The following is an 18,411-nucleotide window of genomic DNA, read 5'->3' as shown; positions in this document are numbered from 1 at the left end:
CCGATAACCAGCCAGACCATGGACTCGAGGGGGAGTTTACGCTTGCGTAGGGTGACGGTGTCAGTGAGAGAAAAAGCTTGCTGAATGAGGTCAGGAGACAGGAGGTCAGCGAGGCTTTGAACTTCATCGGGGGCAGTGAGATTGATAATACCGAGAGCTTGTGAAAGTTCCATTTAAAAAGGGTCCATGATGAGCATGAACCCTTTTTACACGAGCCACCGGATCGGTCAACTGATCCTTAAACGATCGGCATTAACCGTTAGGTGCCTTTTTCACATCTGAACCTACATAACGCCCTGAAGCGTTAGTCTTTATCTACCGGCTGGGAGCTGACGGAAGACAGATAGTTCAGCAGGGCGATATCGTTTTCCACGCCCAGTTTCAGCATCGCAGATTTCTTCTGGCTGCTGATGGTTTTAATGCTGCGGTTCAGCTTTTTGGCAATCTCAGTCACCAGGAAACCTTCTGCGAACAGACGCAGCACTTCGCTTTCTTTCGGAGACAGGCGTTTGTCGCCGTAACCGTTGGCGCTGATTTTTTCCAGCAGTTTTGCCACGCTGTCCGGCGTGAACTTTTTGCCTTTCTGCAATGCGGCCAGCGCTTTTGGCAGGTCAGTTGGCGCGCCTTGCTTGAGCACAATCCCCTCGATATCCAGATCCAGTACAGAACTCAGGATCGCCGGATTATTGTTCATGGTCAGAACAATGATGGATAACTGCGGGTAGTGGCGCTTGATGTATTTGATCAGGGTGATGCCATCGCCGAATTTATCGCCCGGCATGGACAGGTCAGTGATCAGCACATGAGCATCAAGTTTGCTTAAGCTGTTAACCAGTGCAGTTGAGTCTTCGAACTCGCCTACAACATTCACCCATTCAATTTGTTCAAGGGACTTACGAATACCAAACAGGACGATAGGATGGTCATCAGCAATAATTACGTTCATATTATTCATGTGATTAGCTACCTTGCTGGAGCAGTCTGGAGACAAAAGAATCAATGTGGTTGATGGTTTCAGTAATCTGTAACGCATCGCCATCTGCGATGTATTGTTCTAACGATTCACACATTTGCTTGCCTGGGGTCAGGTTCAGCATAGCGAACACTCCCTTGAGACGATGTGCTGTTTGGGAAAGTGATGTGAAATCACGACGTTGGTTTTCATTATACAGTTTCTCAAGATCTTCCGGTACTGTCTCGACGAAAAGCTGATAGTAATCGCTTGATTTTAGCTGCTTTTCATAAAGGTCGAGAGAGTCTTCGCCGGGCTCTTCGGGTGAAACACTGTCATCGGATACAGAAAATTGCTGTTCGATTAACAGTAAGGTTGCGTCTATCAGCGCATTGCTGATGTTGTAATTGACGCGAATATAATGCTTTTCAAGCTGCTGGAATCCCGACTCATCGTCAGTCAGCAGCAGGGTAAATTTGTCACTGTTTTGCGGGTTATCTGTCAGTAAAACATCATATTCCCGCGCGACCTGACGATCGTCAGCCACGATGCACACCGCGCCGTAAGCGTTCATGGTCCGGGTCACAATACCGCGAACTTCCTCTGATGTGATATCGAGTAATACCGTCACATCATTGAGTAATTTCTCGTCTTCCGCTTCGATTTCCTGCGCTTCCTGACGTTGTTTAACACGTACAGTATAGCGTGTGCCGATGTTGAGCTTGCTGCGGATTTCCAGCTGACCGCCCAGTTTTTTGCACAGCTGATTACACAGGAAAAATGTCAGCCCGGAACCGTGGTTAAAGCGATCGACTAACGTCTGGCTAAGGAAAGGATAATTCAGATTACTCAATTCTTCTTTGGAAATTCCGCTACCCGTATCGTTTATGTGGAAAATCAGCTGATCCGGGCGATCTTCGTCCTGTTCGCTGGTCAGGGTCACCTTGCCCAGCGATGTGGTAACAATGGCATAATCGAGCAGCAGGGACAGAATTTTCTTCACTGCCTGCATATCGCCGACAAAGGCCGCTTCAGGGGCAATCTGGAAATGATTCAGCAACCCGAGGCCTTTCTGATTCAGGCGGGGCAGGGCCTCAAGCAACAGCTCATCTACCAGGGTTGAAAGCACGTACTTATCGTTCGCCGGTTGCCAGTCCTGAGTTTCCAGACGGGTCAGCAGCGTAATGTTATCAACCAGCGTCAGCGCGTTACGCGACTCACTCAGGAGTTTGCTTTCCAGCGCCTGACGTTCTTCCGGTTTCTGTTCTTCCACTAACGCCACGGCCAGCCCGTTCAGTTCCTGCAATGGCTGATTCAGCTCAATGCCCAGATTATGCAGCATCAGTTTGCGTGCCTGCAGGTTCTTCTCAAACTCACGTTTGGCCTGTTGCAGCGTGCGGTTCACCATCACTTCTTTATCCTGATCGTGGAGCATAAACAGGTAAGTTTCCGGCGAAATCTGGCTGCGGATCATGCGGATTTCATAAACTTCGTTATTGACGGTCGCCTGTATCGTGCCGTGATGCTGCTCGGCCATATTGGCAATTTTGTTCAGACTCAGATGCGGTAATAACTGGTCAGCAATTTTATTACTGAGGATCACGCTGTGGTTGCTGAAGTTATACACCAGTAAACCGAGCGGCAGACCCGAAATGATTTCCTGATTCAGCGCCTGCTGCATCTGTAATTGTGCCGCCATATTCTCGCTCGGGCGGATGTACTGATGGCGAATGAAATAGATACTGGTCATCGCCAGCCCGATCAGGAACAGGTTAATCAGGATCAGCCAGAAGTTATTACGTGAAAGATCAACCACAAGGCTGAACAGCGGAACGTGGTAGGTGAGTGACAGCGGTGAATTTCTCAGCGGCACATCAAACACCAGCGACCATCCCTGCATCACGATGCTGCTGGCCGCCGGATTATCATCGGCCGGATCACCTTCATTGACCGCCGTGGTGTTGCCATTAAGCTGGAAATTATCTCTCGACATACTGTAAGGGATGAGATCACTCATCGGTAAATCGAAGGCAATCACGGTCGCCAGATGTCCCGGATTATTAAAGGTGGTGCGCAGGGAGAAGGAATAGTCGTTACTCTGGCGCGATTTGCGCAGAGGAGAATAACTTTCGCGTTCGTCCAGCGTGTTCGCCTGCTGCAACATTTCGGCACGGCGTGATTGCAGCGTGCTGGTGAAATAGTTTTCCTTCAGGCGGGAGTCTTGCAACTGCAGCGGCACCGTGGTGATCAACAACATGCTGTTATCCTGACCGTTCAGGTAATACAGCGAATAAGGGTGAGTTGTTGAGCCCCACTGGTCATCCAGGAAGGATGAAATTTTCAGGGTTAAATCCAGCGTGGAACTGTCGTGTGCACCGAAAATCAGCGCATCAGTTTTCTTGTGAGGTTTGGAGACAAAATACATATCCTGACGCAGGCGGATTTCCTGCGCACTGACGGCATCCGCCGCCATCGGCTGGCCGGTGAAATTGTCGTAAATCTGGTAGGTCATGTAGCGATACTTATCGATGCGCTTTTGCAGCAAGTCAGCGGTATTTTGCACCGTGCGCAGTTTGTCGTTCAGATAAGCATTGGTGTAGTTATACCCGTAAAGGCCGAGCCCCATAGCCAGCAACAAAATGAACAACCAAAAGAATCGCGTGATATTGGTTGATGTCAGCGATAAATATTTACCAGCCATGATGATGAGTTTTTTCCTTCATTCTTGTAATGACGCTTTTAGCGGACGACGGTTTTTGCACAAACAGTGGTACACAACATCGTTGCCGCAACGCAACCTGATGCAACAGATAAACTGCTGACCTGCGCGATAAACCGGTCAGCGCAGAACCCGCTAAAGCCAGGTTGCGAAATGTGTTCAGCGAACATTTCCTGCGAGGGCGGTGCAGTTATCGGGCCGTGAGGCATGTTGTGAAAATCCCTTTGCGTTTAAAAAATTAAGCCTTTATCCGCCCACAGACGCACTGGGCGGACACTTTATCAGAAAGCATAAGTGCTGTGATTGCGCATAGTCCTAATTATGTGTTTGCCAAATACCCTTTTGCCATAAAATCTACAAGACGATCACACAATTGATAAGTTAATTTGATTGATTATCTGACTGTCTGTTGCTTAATTTTGTTAACAATAACACCATGTATATTATGTGGGTAATTTATTAATTTGTTGTTTTTTATAATAATAAAATCATCTGCATAGCGTTAAACCAAAATTTAACATCTGTCAAACTGATGATTTGACTTTTTTTAATGAATTATTTCAATCTTAATGATTATGTCTTTTTATGGCGATTAACTCAAATCATGCATATAACTTATGGAGTTTCGGGAAAAAATACCGAAATGATGGTTAACCAAAGCCCCTAAAAAATATATAAATTTAATAACAGCCGTTTTTGTTTGTTTTGTAGCCTGTGGCAATACCTCACACCAGTTGGAAGTTTATCCATTTTTCTTAATGGTCTTCATTACCCGCTGAACCGCTTTTTACCTGAAAAGGAAGAGCGGTGTTTAGCGTGTATGGACAACAACTGGCGTAACAGGGGTACAACATGGCTCAGAACGGTAGCGTTGTTATTGATATTCTTTCTCGTACTAATGGTGCAGTAATCTCCCAGGTTTCAAACGCCAGTCAGGACGTAACTCTTAATCAAATCAGCATAGTACGCGTACACGCGACCCGTGACGTGGTCACCCGCTATGAGCGTGTGGGGAATGATCTTGTTATTCACATGAAAGACGGACGCACCGTCCGCTATCACAGTTTCTTCGATACAGATGGCAAGGGGAATCACAGCGAACTGATTTTTGATGATGGTACCCACCCGATCGAACATGCCGCGTTTGTCGATACCGGCGCAACAGCGGGGGCAACCCCGATCGTTCCCGCTTATGAAACCATTCCTGATGCCGGGGCGCTGGTACTCGACTCCTCTAATTTTGATCCCGCTGTTTTAGGTGCCGTGCTGGGCGTTGTCGCACTGGGTGCCGGGATCGCAATTGCCGCAGGTGGCGGCGGTGGTGGTGGCGGTGGCAGCAGCAGTAATAACGGTGGCAGCGATGGCGGCGGAAACACTGACGGTGGGAATACCGGTGGCGGGAATACTGGTGGCGGAAACACCGGTGGCGGAAACACCGGCCAGACCGCAACGTTATCGCTGGGCGCATTTGCCGGTGACAACACCCTTAACGCCACGGAATCGCGTTTAGCACAAATCTTTTCAGGCACCGCAAGTAACGTGGCCGCAGGCGAGACCATTACCCTGACCATCAACGGTAAAACCTACACCAGTACCGTAGGCGCTGACGGCAAATGGAACATCAATCTGCCGACGGTAGATTTACAAAATCTGGCAGATGGTACTTACGTGGTGTCCGTCACTGTCACCGGCACTGATGGCAAATCGGTTACTCAGGGGATCACCGTTGTCGTGGATAAAACCCCGCCGGTGGTCTCGCTCGATCCTGTCGCCAGTGACAACATTCTTGACGCCGTTGAGCATCAGCAACCGCTGACAGTGACCGGCACAGCTTCTGTCTCTGAAGCCGGGCGCACACTGGTCGTTACCCTCAATGGCACGCAATACAACACGACGGTAGGTGCTGATGGCACCTGGTCGGTGACAATACCCGCCAGCACGGTTTCCGCGCTGGCTGAAGGCAATTATACACTGACCGCGTCACTGACCGATGCCGCAGGAAACTCGACCACTACACCGGAAAGTTTCGTTATCAGCGACAGCGCCGGTATTTTGATGGTCAACCCGATCTCAGGTGATGGTCAGCTCAATGCCAGTGAAGCGCAAAGCGCGCTGGTGATCACCGGTACCACATCCAATGTCCCTGCGGGCACGCAGATCACGGTGACAATCGGCGGCGTGGCATATCAGACCACAACAACAGCGGAGGGGGGCTGGAACCTGAGTCTTTCTCCTGCCCGGTTGCAGGCGCTGACTGATGGCCCGACGACCGTAACCGTCAGCCTGGTCGATAGTCAGGGCAATACCATCAGTCAGACGACAGATCTGAATGTTGCTATCCATGGCGTTCCGCCGACGCTTGATCCGGCTTTCGGCGGTGACAATACGCTCAATGGCAGTGAATCCATCACCAGCCAGACATTGACGGGGAACACGGGTCTCACCGGCGATGGTCAGACCGTGACTGTCACCCTTGGTGGCCAGCAAATTACCGGCACGGTTACGCCAGACGGTATCTTCACCGTGACGGTTCCGCCTTCAGTACTCGGTAACCTGCCGCAGGGCAGCAATAATATCGTGGTCACCGTGACGGACCCGGCGGGCAATCACAACACCATTACCACGCCAGTCAGCATCGATACTGTCGCCCCAACCCTTGCTATCAATTCGCTGGCGGGCGACGGCCAAATCAGTCTGGCCGAAGCTGCAGGTGCACTGACCTTGTCAGGTACTGCCTCAGCAGCAGATGCAGGCAGAACGGTTACCATCACCATTGACGGCCAGACATTTACCGCCGTTGTCGGTGATGACGGCGCATGGAGCACACAAATCCCGGCTGGCACGCTGACTGGTCTGAACGGTGATTTCCCGATCAGCGCCACCCTGACCGACGCTGCGGGCAACACCACCACCAGCACCAGCCCGCTGCATGTTGCTGCCGATTCCACTCTTCAGCCGGGCATTTCAGTGAATGCATTTGGCGGCGATGACGCCGTTGACGGCGCGGAAGTCCAGACGGCACAGGTGCTGAGCGGTTCCACAACCCGCGTCGAAGCCGGGCAGATTGTCACCATTACGCTCAACGGCAATACCTATGAAGCCACGGTTCAGACCAGCGGCAACTGGAGTGTGATTATTCCGGCGGCCGATATGGTCACGCTGACCGACGGTACCCAAACCCTCAATGTCAGCGTGTCTGATAAAGCCGGTAACCCGGCGACCGGTACTGATACTTTCGAGGTTGATACCTCTCAGAACGGTATTGCGATTGACCCGGTAACGGGTGATAACGTCATCAACGCAGTGGAAACTGCAAACGGCATTGAAATCAGTGGTACCACTCTGGGGGTAGCGGAAAACGCCATAGTCACCGTGCAATTTGGCTCGCTGTTTAAAACAGCCACGGTAGGGGCGAATGGCAGATGGTTCATGCTGTTAAGCACGGGCGAGATCGAGGACATTCAAGGAAGCAATCCAGATCTCAACAGCATTTCTGCCACTGTCGAAGGGCCTGGTGGAATAATTTTATCGAACAGTATTAATATCGGTATTGATAACACCAATCCTCTTCCCACTCTCAATACCCCGTTTGGCGATACTCTGCTCAATGCGACTGAAGCCGCCGCCGGGCAGACTCTCAGCGGTACCACTGGAAAATCGGGTGATGGTCAAACCGTCACCGTCACATTAGGCGGGAAAACCTATAACGCGACAGTGGCCGCAGACGGCAACTGGTCAGTTCAGGTTCCGGCAGCAGATTTGCAGGCGTTGCCACAGGGCAATGTGGCGATTGCCGTCACTGCCACTGACGGCGCTGGCAATACCGCCACGTTAAACAGTAACGCTACGGCTGATTTCACCGCGCCGCTTCTGACTGTTAACCCGGTTTCCGGCGACGGATACATCAACGCCTCTGAAGCGGCTGAGGGGGTGACGATCACCGGAACTGCCTCGATTTCGGAAGCCGGACGCACCGTCACCGTCACCCTCAACGGTGAAACCTATACCGGCATTGTGCAGCCAAACGGCCAGTGGAATGTTGCCGTGCCAGCCACCGCATTCAATGGTGTGGCAGACGGCAGCTATCCGGTGAGCGTCCAGTTGTCCGATGCGGCGGGCAACAGCACAACGGTTAACTCCGGCGTGCAGCTTGCAGCCGATGCGGCGAACGGCCCGACCATCACCGTTAATACCTTTGCGGGTAATAATGTGCTGGATGGAGCAGAACAACAAACCGCGCAGCAGCTCAGCGGTTCAACCTCCCGTGTTGAAGCGGGTCAGACAGTCCTGATCCTGCTGAATGGCCATTCTTATACGGCAGTGGTGCAGCCAAGCGGAAGCTGGAGCGTCAGCGTTCCGGCGGCGGATCTGGCGACCATCGCCAACGGCACCACACAAATTAGCGTGTCAGTGGCGGATAAAGCGGGAAATGTGGCGACAGGCAGCGAAACCCTGATCGTCAACAACCTGCTCAGCGGGCTGGCGGTAAATCCGGTGGCGGGCGATAACCAGCTCAATGCCGGTGAAGCCGCCGCAGGAATTACCCTCAGCGGCACCTCCAGCAATGTGCCGGTAAATGGCGTGGTGACCATCACGCTGAACGGTAAAATTTATACGGCAACCGTCGGCACGGGCGGTGCCTGGAGTGCGCAGATCCCGGCAGCCGATCTGGCGCTGCTCAGTGACGGCAATAACACCGTCAAAGTCAGCGCGACTGATGCGGCAGGCAATCCGGTGTCCGGCAGCAGTGACTTCGGTGTGATCATCCATTCCCTCCCTGACGCGACACTCAACACGCCGTTTGGCGATACGCAGCTCAATGCCAGTGAAGCGGCAGCAGGTCAGACGCTGACCGGCAGCACCGGGGTCAGCGGTGACGGACAGACTGTCATCGTTACCGTCGGCGGGACAGATTACACCGCCACGGTGGATGCCAGCGGGAACTGGAGCGCCACCGTCCCTGCCGGAGATTTGCAAACCCTTCCTCAGGGACCCGGGGCGGTGCTGGTGGCCGTCACGGATGCGGCAGGCAATACCAGCAATGTCAGTACGCCGGTAACTATTGATACCGTCGCGCCAGTAGTCACCATCACCACGCCGGTCGCGGGCGACGGCACCATCAATGCCGCAGAAGCCGGGGCGATTATTCCGGTCAGCGGCACGGCAGGAGCGGGTGAGGCGGGCGATACCGTCACCATCAGCCTTGGCGGACACACTTATACCGGCACTGTGGCAGCAGGCGGCGGCTGGACAGTCAACATTCCGGCCGATGCGCTGGCAAACGTGGCGAACGGCACCTATACCCTGACCGCCACGGTGACCGATGCCGCCGGTAACGCAGGCACCGCAACCGCACCGGTCACTGTGACAGCGGATCCGGCATTGCTGCCGACAATCGACATTGACCTCTTTGCCGGAGACGGCACCCTCGACGGCGCGGAACGTATGAACCCGCAAACCGTCAGCGGAACGACCACCCATGTGGAAGCCGGACAAATCGTCACCGTGACCATCGGCGGCATTGATTATCAGGCTACAGTGCTGGCCAGCGGTGCATGGAGCGTCAGCGTACCGGCTGCCACCTTGCAGACCCTGCAAAATGGCGCGGCAACCATTGAGGTTTCTGTCGCCGATAAAGCCGGTAATCCGGCGAACAACAGCGAAGACTTCACCGTTAACAGCGCGCTGGGCGGTGTGACCATCAATCCGATCACCGGCGATAACAAAATCGACGCTACGGAAGCGGCTGCGGGTTTTGATATCAGCGGTAAAACCGCCAACGTGCCGGAAGGAACGCCGGTAACCGTTAAACTGGGTACGGTGACCTACACCACGCAGACCGATGCTGACGGTAACTGGACAGTTAACGTTCCGGCGTCTGACGTTGCCAGTCTGGCGGATGGCACCAGTCACGTAATTGCCTCGACTGTCACCACGGATCAGGGGCCGGTGACCACCACCCAGGATTTGGGCATCTACGCCACATTGCCGGAGCCAACGCTCAACACCCCGTTTGGCGATGGTTTGCTGAGCAGCGCGGAAGCCGCCACCGATCAGACACTGACCGGTAAAACCGGACTGACCGGCGACGGTCAGACGGTGACGGTTACCCTTGACGGCGTCCCTTATACCGGCACGGTTGCCACTGACGGTAGCTGGACCGTGACCATTCCTGCCGCGGATTTGCAGGGCCTCGGTGAAGGCACGAAGACCATCACTGTTGATGTGACAGACGCGGCGGGTAACACCGCAACCTTACCGGGTTCCGTGGATGTGGACTTCACACCGCCTCCGCTGACGCTGGATAACGTGGCGACGGACAATGTGATTAACGCTGCCGAAGCTGGCGCACCGATCACCCTCAGCGGGACCAGTGATCCGGCCGATGCAGGACAGTCAGTGACACTGACCTTTAACGGACAAACCTATACCGCAGAGGTGCAACCAGACGGTAGCTGGAGCACCACCATTCCGGCGAATACCCTCAACGGTCTGGCGGATGGCAGCTATCCGCTGACCACCACACTGACGGATGCAGCGGGTAATACCACCACTTTGCCACCGGTCAATATCGGGATCGCGACCAATAACGTCCCTGTGCCGGACATTGATACACCGTTTGGCGATACCTATCTCAACCTGACCGAGTCCGGCCAGTCGCAAACCATCACCGGCAGCATTGGTGCGACGGCTGACGGCCAGACGGTCGTGGTTTCCTTAGGCGGTGAAGACTATCCGGCGACGCTGAACCCGAACGGCACCTGGAGTGTCACGATTCCGGCGGCTGATTTAGGGGCGCTGGACAATGGCAGTCTGCCGCTGAGCGTGACGGTCACGGACGCCGCCGGTAACACTGGCACCACCAGCTCGCAAATCACGGTTGACCGCACGGCACCGGTTCTCAGTATTAATGACGTGGCGACCGACAATATCATCAACGCGGCTGAGTCCCTGCAACCGGTGGTGATCAGCGGTACGGCCGGTCTGGACGATACCGGACGTACGGTGTCTGTAGTGCTGAGTTTCAACAACGTCAGCTACACGGCAACCGTGCAGCCCGATGGCACCTGGAGCTTCACGCTGCCAAGTACCGTCGTGCAGTCGCTGACGGATACCACTTATACGCTGACCGCCACGATCACCGATGCGGCAGGCAACAGCACGACAGCCACGCAGACCTTCAGTGTGGATGCGAATGTCGCTAATTTGCCGACGCTGACGATTACAGCCGTGTCCGGCGATGATTACATTAATGCGGCGGAGAAAGGCGCGGATATTCCGATCACCGGGACATCCACCAATCTTGAAGTCGGGCAGACGGTGGTGGTGAGCTTTAACGGCAAAACCTACAACGCCGTCGTCGGTGCGAATGGCGACTGGACGGCAACCGTGCCGCTGGCTGATCTGGGCACCTTGTCTGACGGACCGGTTACCGTTACAGCGACCGCCAGCGATGTGGCGGGTAACCCGGCATCCGCATCGCACAACGCCACTGTTATCACCCAGCCGGGCGACCTGCCAACCCTGACCATCAACGCCATTTCCGGCGATGATTACATCAATAGCACTGAACACAATCAGGGCATGATCGTGAGCGGAAGCTCCACGCATGTGCCCGTGGGCGGTACGGTGACCGTGGTCATTACCGGCGAAAACTACACGGCGACCTATACCGCTACCGTGCAGGCTGACGGGAGCTGGAGCTTCCCGATGACGGCGGCGCAGGTTCAGGCGATGCCCGCCGGGAACAATACCTTCACAGCAACAGCGGATGATGTGGCGCAAAACGTAGCAACCAGCACGCATGATGTCACGGTTGATACAACTCCTCCGCTGCTGACTGTCGTGGTGGATACCGGCGGTGACGGCATCATCAATCTGGCAGAAGCCGCGCTGGGTGTGCCGGTGAGCGGGACGACGGATCCTAATCTGACGGTCAAAGTGACCTTCAATGGTAAGGATTACCTGACCACGGCCAACGATCAGGGAGTCTGGTCGCTGACCCTGCCGGGCGTTGATGTGCAGGCACTCGCCACCGATGGCAGCAAAACCCTCGGCGTGAGCGTCAGTGATGCGGCCGGTAACATTGTGACTGCTTCAGGCAGTTTCACGCTGGCAACCCATTCGCTGCCAACCCTGACCGTCGGTGCTATTGCAGGCGACGGCGTGCTGAATATTGCTGAAGCCGCCGCAGGGTTTACCCTAAGCGGTACCAGTACCGGGCTGGTTGCGGGCACCACGGTGCTGGTCACTATTCCGGGGCTGGCGGATCCGATCACCGGTACCGTGAACGGCCTCGGAACAGGCTGGACAGCCGTCGTGGCACCGGGTCTGCTTAGCGGGCTGGACAACGGGCCGGTTCAGGTCAGCGTCTCCGCGACGGATACGGCGCTTAACCCGGCGTCTTCCAGTGCCAGTCTGAATGTGGTGCTGACCCAACCGGGTGTGCCAACCATTAATACGCCGTTTACCGACGGCGTGCTGAATGCCGCTGAAGCGGGCGCAACGCAGCTGATTACCGGCACCACCGGCATTACCGGCGCAGGCCAGACCGTAACGGTGACGATAGATGGCACGGCGGTCACTGCGACCGTCGGCGCGGATGGCAACTGGACCGCCACCGTCCCTGCTTCTGTCTTGCAGGGGCTGACGGATGACACACACACTATTTCGGTGACGGCAACCGACAGTGCAGGAAACCCGAGCAGCGCAGCCGGTACCCTTGATTTCACGTCGGTAACGCAAATCCTGCCGCAGGCCGGAATCAATACACCGTTCGGTGATGGTGTGCTGAATCTGGATGAAGCGACGGCGGGTGGCACCATTACCGGGACGACCGGTATCACCTCGCCGGGTCAGACGGTTACCGTCGTGATTAACGGTAATGCGGTGCCGGTGGTGGTGGATTCTGCTGCCGGAACCTGGAGTGTCACTCTGACACCCGCGCAGTTGCTGGGTTTACAGGATGGCACCTGGCCTGTTGTGGTGACGGTCACGGACAGCGCGGGTAACATCTCGCCGCTGACGACGTCGGTTGACGTACAAATCAACAACGTCCCGGCACCGGCAATCAATCTGCCGTTTGGTGACGGTACGCTAAATATTGCCGAATCCATTGACGTTAACGGGCAAACCCTTACCGGTACCACCGGCGTAACCGGAGCCGGGCAAACCGTCAGCGTGGCGATCGCGGGCATGACCGGCAGCCCGTTTACGGCAACGGTCGACCCGGACACCGGCAACTGGAGCCTTAACCTGACATCAGCGCAGCTCACTTCCCTTGGCACCGCGACGGCGTCACATCTGATTACCGTCACGGCCACCGACAGCGCGGGTAACCATACTGATGCGACACTGGCCTTCACCTCCTATCTGTCTGCCCCTGTGCCGGTTATCGACCCGCCATTTGGCGACGGCAATCTGAATATCACGGAAGCGGCTGATGTGAACGTGATTACCGGTAATACCGGCATCACCGGCAACAATCAGAACGTTAAACTGACCATTGATGTGAATGGCATTACCTATAACGCGACCGTCGATCCGCTGACCGGCGACTGGTCGGTAAGTCTGCCTGCAGGCGTGCTGAACTCTCTGGGCAGTGGTTCGCATGACATTAACGTCACCGTGACAGATGCCGCAGGCAACAGTACGCCTGCGACGTTGCCATTCACCAGCTATCTCACCGCGCCGGATGTCACCATCAACACGCCGTTTGGCGATGGTTATCTGAGCGCTGCGGAAGCCGCCACACCGCTAACCCTGACAGGGACGACGGGGATTACAGGGGCGGGGCAAACCGTGGTGGTCACTATTGCCGGAATACCTCTTCCGGGTGTCACGGTGGATGCGGACGGTAACTGGACGGTGCCTGTGACGGCGGGCGAAATCGCCGATCTGCCGCAGGGCGCACAGCAAATCTCCGTGACGGTCACGGACGGCGGCGGCAACACCGGTTCGGCCTCGGCTGACGTTGGCATTGCTGTAACCCAACTGCCAGCCGTAGCAGTAACGTCCTTTGCCGGTGCCGGTTTTGATCTGACCTACGCCGAGAGCCAGAGCACGCAAACCATCACCGGTACAACGGTGAATGTACAGGCGGGACAGCAGGTGACGGTCACTGTCGGCAGCATCAGCCATCAGGCAACGGTGCTGGGCGATGGCTCATGGAGTGTGACGCTGACACCGGCTGAGCTGGCTACGCTGAACAGCGCGGACACCATCACCGCTTCTGTTAATGATCTGGCGGGTAACACGGCAAACCTGCTGGCGCCACAGGCCATCACGGTCAACCTGACGCCGCCAACATTCGCCATCACCATTGATCCGGTCACCGGTGACAACATCATTAACGTGGCGGATGGCAATCCGGCGAACATTACCCTTTCCGGTAAAACAGTGAATGTGCCGGATGGCACATTGGTCAACATCACCGTGGGAGGTGTTCCGCATCTGGCGACAGTCACTGCGGGAACCTGGTCTGTTGCTGTTTCTGCCACTGAATTTGTGAATGGCACGACCACCACGGTGACCGCATCAACGCTTATTCCGTTGACCAATGCCACACAAAGCGTGCTGGTGGATACCACCGCACCGACCCTGACTATCAGCGCCTTTACCGGCGACGATATTCTGAATAATACCGAGTCCAAATCCGCGCAACTGATTTCAGGGACGGCGGATACCAGCGAGGTGGGCCGGGTGGTTACGGTCACGCTGAATGGCAAAACTTACAGCGGCACCGTGCAGGCAGGCGGCACCTGGTCAGTCAGCGTGCCAGCGGCCGATTTGCAGGCATTGCCACAAGGGAATGGTGCGACCAACGTGATCTCCGCGACCCTGACGGACGCGGCAGGCAACGTGGGGACGGCGGTTCCGCATACGGTGAACGTCGATACGTCTGCGCCGTTGCTGGCGCTGGATGCGGTGGCCGGTAACAACGTCATCAATCTGGCGGAATCACTGCTCAACGTACTGGTGGGCGGGACCTCCAGCGGCGCGGACGGTCAGACCGTCAACGTCACACTGGGCGGTGCATCAATCGGTACGGCGGTTATCCAGCCGGGCGGGGCATGGTCGCTCAACCTGACACCTGAACAACTGATTTTACTCAACGATGGCACCCTGACACTGGCGGCCACCGTGACCGATGCGGCGGGTAACACCACCAGCGTCAGTACCGGTCTGGATATCTTCTTCAACAAATTGCTGGACCTGAACGTGGCCAGCGGACTGGGGCTGACCGACGGTTTCCTCAATCTGGCGGAATCTCAGGTAGCACAAACCCTCAGCGGCACGGCGATTGGTGCGGGCGTGGGTTCAGTGGTGTCGACGGTTATCAACGGCACGCCGCTCTCGGCGATTGTCGGGGCTAACGGTGCGTGGTCACTGAACATTCCGGCGGCCTTGCTCGGTGCGCTGGGTGAAGGTCAGCAGGTGCTCAACCTGAACCTCACCGATGCGGCAGGTAACGTGAAAGCATCTGTGCTCAATCTGGACGTCATTAAAACGCTTCCGGTTCTGGGCGATCTGGATCCTCTGTTTGGTGGTAACGGTCTGCTGAATGCGGCGGAATCTCTGCTGGCGCAAACTATCGGCGGCGTCGCGACAGCGGTTGACGGCACTCAGGTCACCGTGACGCTTGGCGGTAAAACCTACAACACTACCGTGACGGCGGGTACCTGGGATCTGCAGATCCAGCCGGGTGATCTGGGCGCGTTGCTGGATGGCAACCTGAATCTGGGCATCACCCTGACTGACCCGGCAGGCAACTCGTCTGCAACGAATATTCCGGTGGGGATTGCGATCCACAATCTGCCGCAGGTGGTGCTCGACACCGTGTTTGGCGACGGCGTGCTGAATATCGCCGATCTGCTGGTGAATCAGACCATCAGCGGCACGGTCTCTAACGTGGCTGCGGGGACAGCAATCGCAGTGCAGGTCGGAACGCAAACCATTGATGGCGTGGTCGATGCGACCGGGCATTTCCTGGTCACCGTCCCGCCGTCTGTTCTTGGTTTGCTGAGCGGCACGACCGCTGCGGTCAGCGTGACGGTAGCAGATGCTGCCGGTAACGTTGGCAGCGCGGCCGTGAACGCGGTGCTGGATCTGGTCAGGCCGGTCATTAACCTGACCTCAGTTCTGGGCGACGGCTTGCTGAACGCGGCTGACGCGCTGACGACGCAGGTGATTGGCGGTACGGTCACCGGTGTGGCGACGGGTACGCAGGTACAGGTCACGCTGGGCGGGAAAACCTTCCTCGGGGCGACCGATGCCAGCGGTGCATTCAGCATCACCCTGCAACCGGGTGACCTGAACGCGCTGGGGGATGGCACCTTCACGGTCGGGGTTTCTGTGACCGACAGTGTAGGCAATACCGCCACTACCAGCGGAACGCTGAACGCTATTATCAATGCGGTACCGAAAATTGTGCTGGATCCGGTCTTTGGTGCTGACGGTATTCTTAACGCCGCTGAAGCGCTGCTGACTCAAACCATCAGCGGTACGGTCACCAACGGCCAGGTCGGGGAAATCGTCAATATCAATGTCGGCGGCGGTCTGATTAACCTGACCGCTACCGTAGACAGCGACGGCAAATTCTCAGCGTCGCTGACGCCGCTGCAATTATCCGGCCTGCTTGACGGTAACCTCACCCTCGTCGCCTCAGTCACCGATGCGGTGGGTAACACGACCTCAAGTACCGTGGGCCTGAATGTCGGTATTAACAATCTGCCGTCGATTGTGCTTAACCCGCTGTTTGGCGATGGCGTGCTGAATGTGGTTGACCTGCTGACCGGACAAACCATCAGCGGTGTCGCGACCAACGTGGCGCAGGGCACGCAGGTGCAGGTTTCCCTGAATGGCAAAAATTATCTGGCGACGGTCGGTGCGGGCGGTGTCTTCAGTGTCACCGTGCCGGTGACCGATCTGACCGCCATCCTCAACGGCACGCAGTCGGTGGTCGCCAGCCTGACGGACGGATCCGGTAACGCGGCGTCGGTCACCGGCCTGCTGAGTGTGGTATCGCAGTCACTGCCAACCATCACGCTGAATCCGCTGTTTGGCGATGGTCTGCTGAACGCGGCAGATGCGCTGCTGACCCAAACCATCAGCGGTACCACGACTAACGCGCAGGGCTCAACGGTGACCCTGAACGTGGGCGGAAATACCCTGACGGCGCTGGTGAAAGCCGACGGCACCTTCAGTGTGGCGATTCCGCAGCTCACTCTGGCGGGCTTGCTCGACGGTACGCTGAACGTCGGTGCCTCGGTGACCAACGCCGCCGGTAACGCCGTCAGCGGCAGTGCTACAGCAACGGTGGGGATCCATACCTTGCCGACGCTGCTGGTCAATACCTTGTTTGGCGGAGACCAGTATCTCAATGCTGCAGAAGCCGGTGCGAATACCAATATTACCGGTACATCTAATCTGCTCAACGGCACGGTATCTGTAACGGTCGGCACCGTTACACACACCGGTACTGTCACTAACGGCGTCTGGAGCGTGCCGTTCACCTCTGCTGAATTGCAAGGACTGGCGGACGGTTCCACACAGGTCTCCGTGGTGGTGAGAGACAGTGTGGGTAACACCGCGACGTCTTCCAACCTGCTGAACGTCCTGACGCATGATCTGCCGCTGGTGGCGCTGAATCCGGTTCTCGGGCTGACGCTCGGTCTGGTGAGCAATATCCTCGGGGGTCAGGGGCTGACGCTGAGCGGCACCAGCCGCAATATCGCGCAGGGCGGTCTGGTCAGCGTAACCCTGCTGGGGAATACGCTGGCGGGTACCGTGCAGGCAGACGGTTCGTGGACGGTGAAATTCAGCAGTGCGCTGCTGAGCAGCTACGGACTGGTGGGCCTGCTGTCGGCATTACTGGGATCGGTGGTTGAACTGAAAGCCGTTGATGCCGCCGGTAACGGATTTGATGCCCATGTCGGGCTGACCGTCGGTTCATCATTACCGCCAGAAACCGCCACGCTGATGGCGACCTCTCTGTCTGCCGAGGATACCGACACGCATACACTGGCCGCCAGTGTGGTAGCCGATTCTACGACCACTTCTACATCGGAACCCACAGACACCACGCACGCCACCAGCACACTGGTCTCGTCGCTGGCGACTACGGAGTCTACTGCCACCACGACATCAGAAACCACCGCGCATGCTGATACTGCCTTCTCGATTGGCGGAGTCACTATCGATCTGACGGCAACGGACGGTGTCGCACTGGGTGGCACCGGCGATGACGTGATTGCAGTTCACACGCTGGACTTCGGTCTGATCGACGGCGGTACCGGTGTCGATACCTTGCTGCTGGCGGGCACCAATCAGCATCTGGATCTGACCCTGCTCGGGCTGAAAGTTGAGCATATCGACATCTTCGATTTGGGCAATTCCGGCACCAACAGTATCTCGCTGAACCTGCATGAGGCGCTGAGCGTGAAGGATAACCCGACCGATGAAGTGATCATCAAAGGCGGCGAGGGCAGTCTGGTGAATCTGCACATCGGCACTGACGGTGCGTGGAACGAAACCGGGCAACGCACGGTGGATGGCCTGACGTTCGACGTTTACCACAATACCTCAATAGAAGCCTCGAATACGCTGGGAGACGTTCTGGTGCAGCACGGTCTGCACGTTCAGCAAAGTTGATGTAGTGCGCCTCCCCCTGCGAAGGGGGAGGCGGGGAGGGGGGGTTGCAAACGACTGCGCCCACCCAACCCTCCCCTTTGCAGGGGAG

4 protein-coding genes are annotated in these 18,411 nt (G+C 56.4%); 1 reads left to right on the top strand and 3 read right to left on the bottom strand.

Annotation, left to right across the window (positions count from 1 at the left end; translation table 11 throughout):
* From UC14_RS23380 to rcsD, 3 genes are all read right to left on the bottom strand, one after another.
* Positions 1-173 (bottom strand): transposase domain-containing protein (locus UC14_RS23380; protein WP_198670073.1); only part of this gene is annotated, 173 nt, incomplete at its 3' end.
* Between the two features lie 131 nt (positions 174-304).
* Positions 305-955, bottom strand: coding sequence for a response regulator transcription factor RcsB (gene rcsB / locus UC14_RS23375; protein ID WP_013574620.1), 651 nt, complete (start codon positions 953-955; stop codon positions 305-307).
* A 4-nt stretch (positions 956-959) separates the two neighbouring features.
* A complete protein-coding gene (gene rcsD / locus UC14_RS23370; protein ID WP_013574621.1) occupies positions 960-3,653 on the bottom strand; it encodes a phosphotransferase RcsD in 2,694 nt (897 codons plus the stop codon).
* Positions 3,654-4,523: 870 nt separating this feature from the next.
* Here rcsD and UC14_RS23365 point away from each other — a divergent pair.
* Positions 4,524-18,323, top strand: coding sequence for an Ig-like domain-containing protein (locus UC14_RS23365; RefSeq protein ID WP_112198528.1), 13,800 nt, complete (start codon positions 4,524-4,526; stop codon positions 18,321-18,323).
* Positions 18,324-18,411: the final 88 nt, after the last annotated feature.

The organism is Rahnella sp. NRRL B-41462 (assembly GCF_003263525.1).
In the GTDB taxonomy this organism is placed as follows: Bacteria; Pseudomonadota; Gammaproteobacteria; order Enterobacterales; family Enterobacteriaceae; genus Rahnella; species Rahnella aceris.
The sequence above is the reverse complement of the archived record's forward strand: the minus strand, read 5'-3'. Positions and strand labels throughout refer to the sequence as shown.

Coding starts and splice junctions, on each gene's coding strand:
- rcsB (WP_013574620.1), bottom strand. CDS start 955: ATGAATAATATGAACGTAATTATTGCTGATGACCATCCTATCGTCCTG.
- rcsD (WP_013574621.1), bottom strand. CDS start 3,653: ATGGCTGGTAAATATTTATCGCTGACATCAACCAATATCACGCGATTC.
- UC14_RS23365 (WP_112198528.1), top strand. CDS start 4,524: ATGGCTCAGAACGGTAGCGTTGTTATTGATATTCTTTCTCGTACTAAT.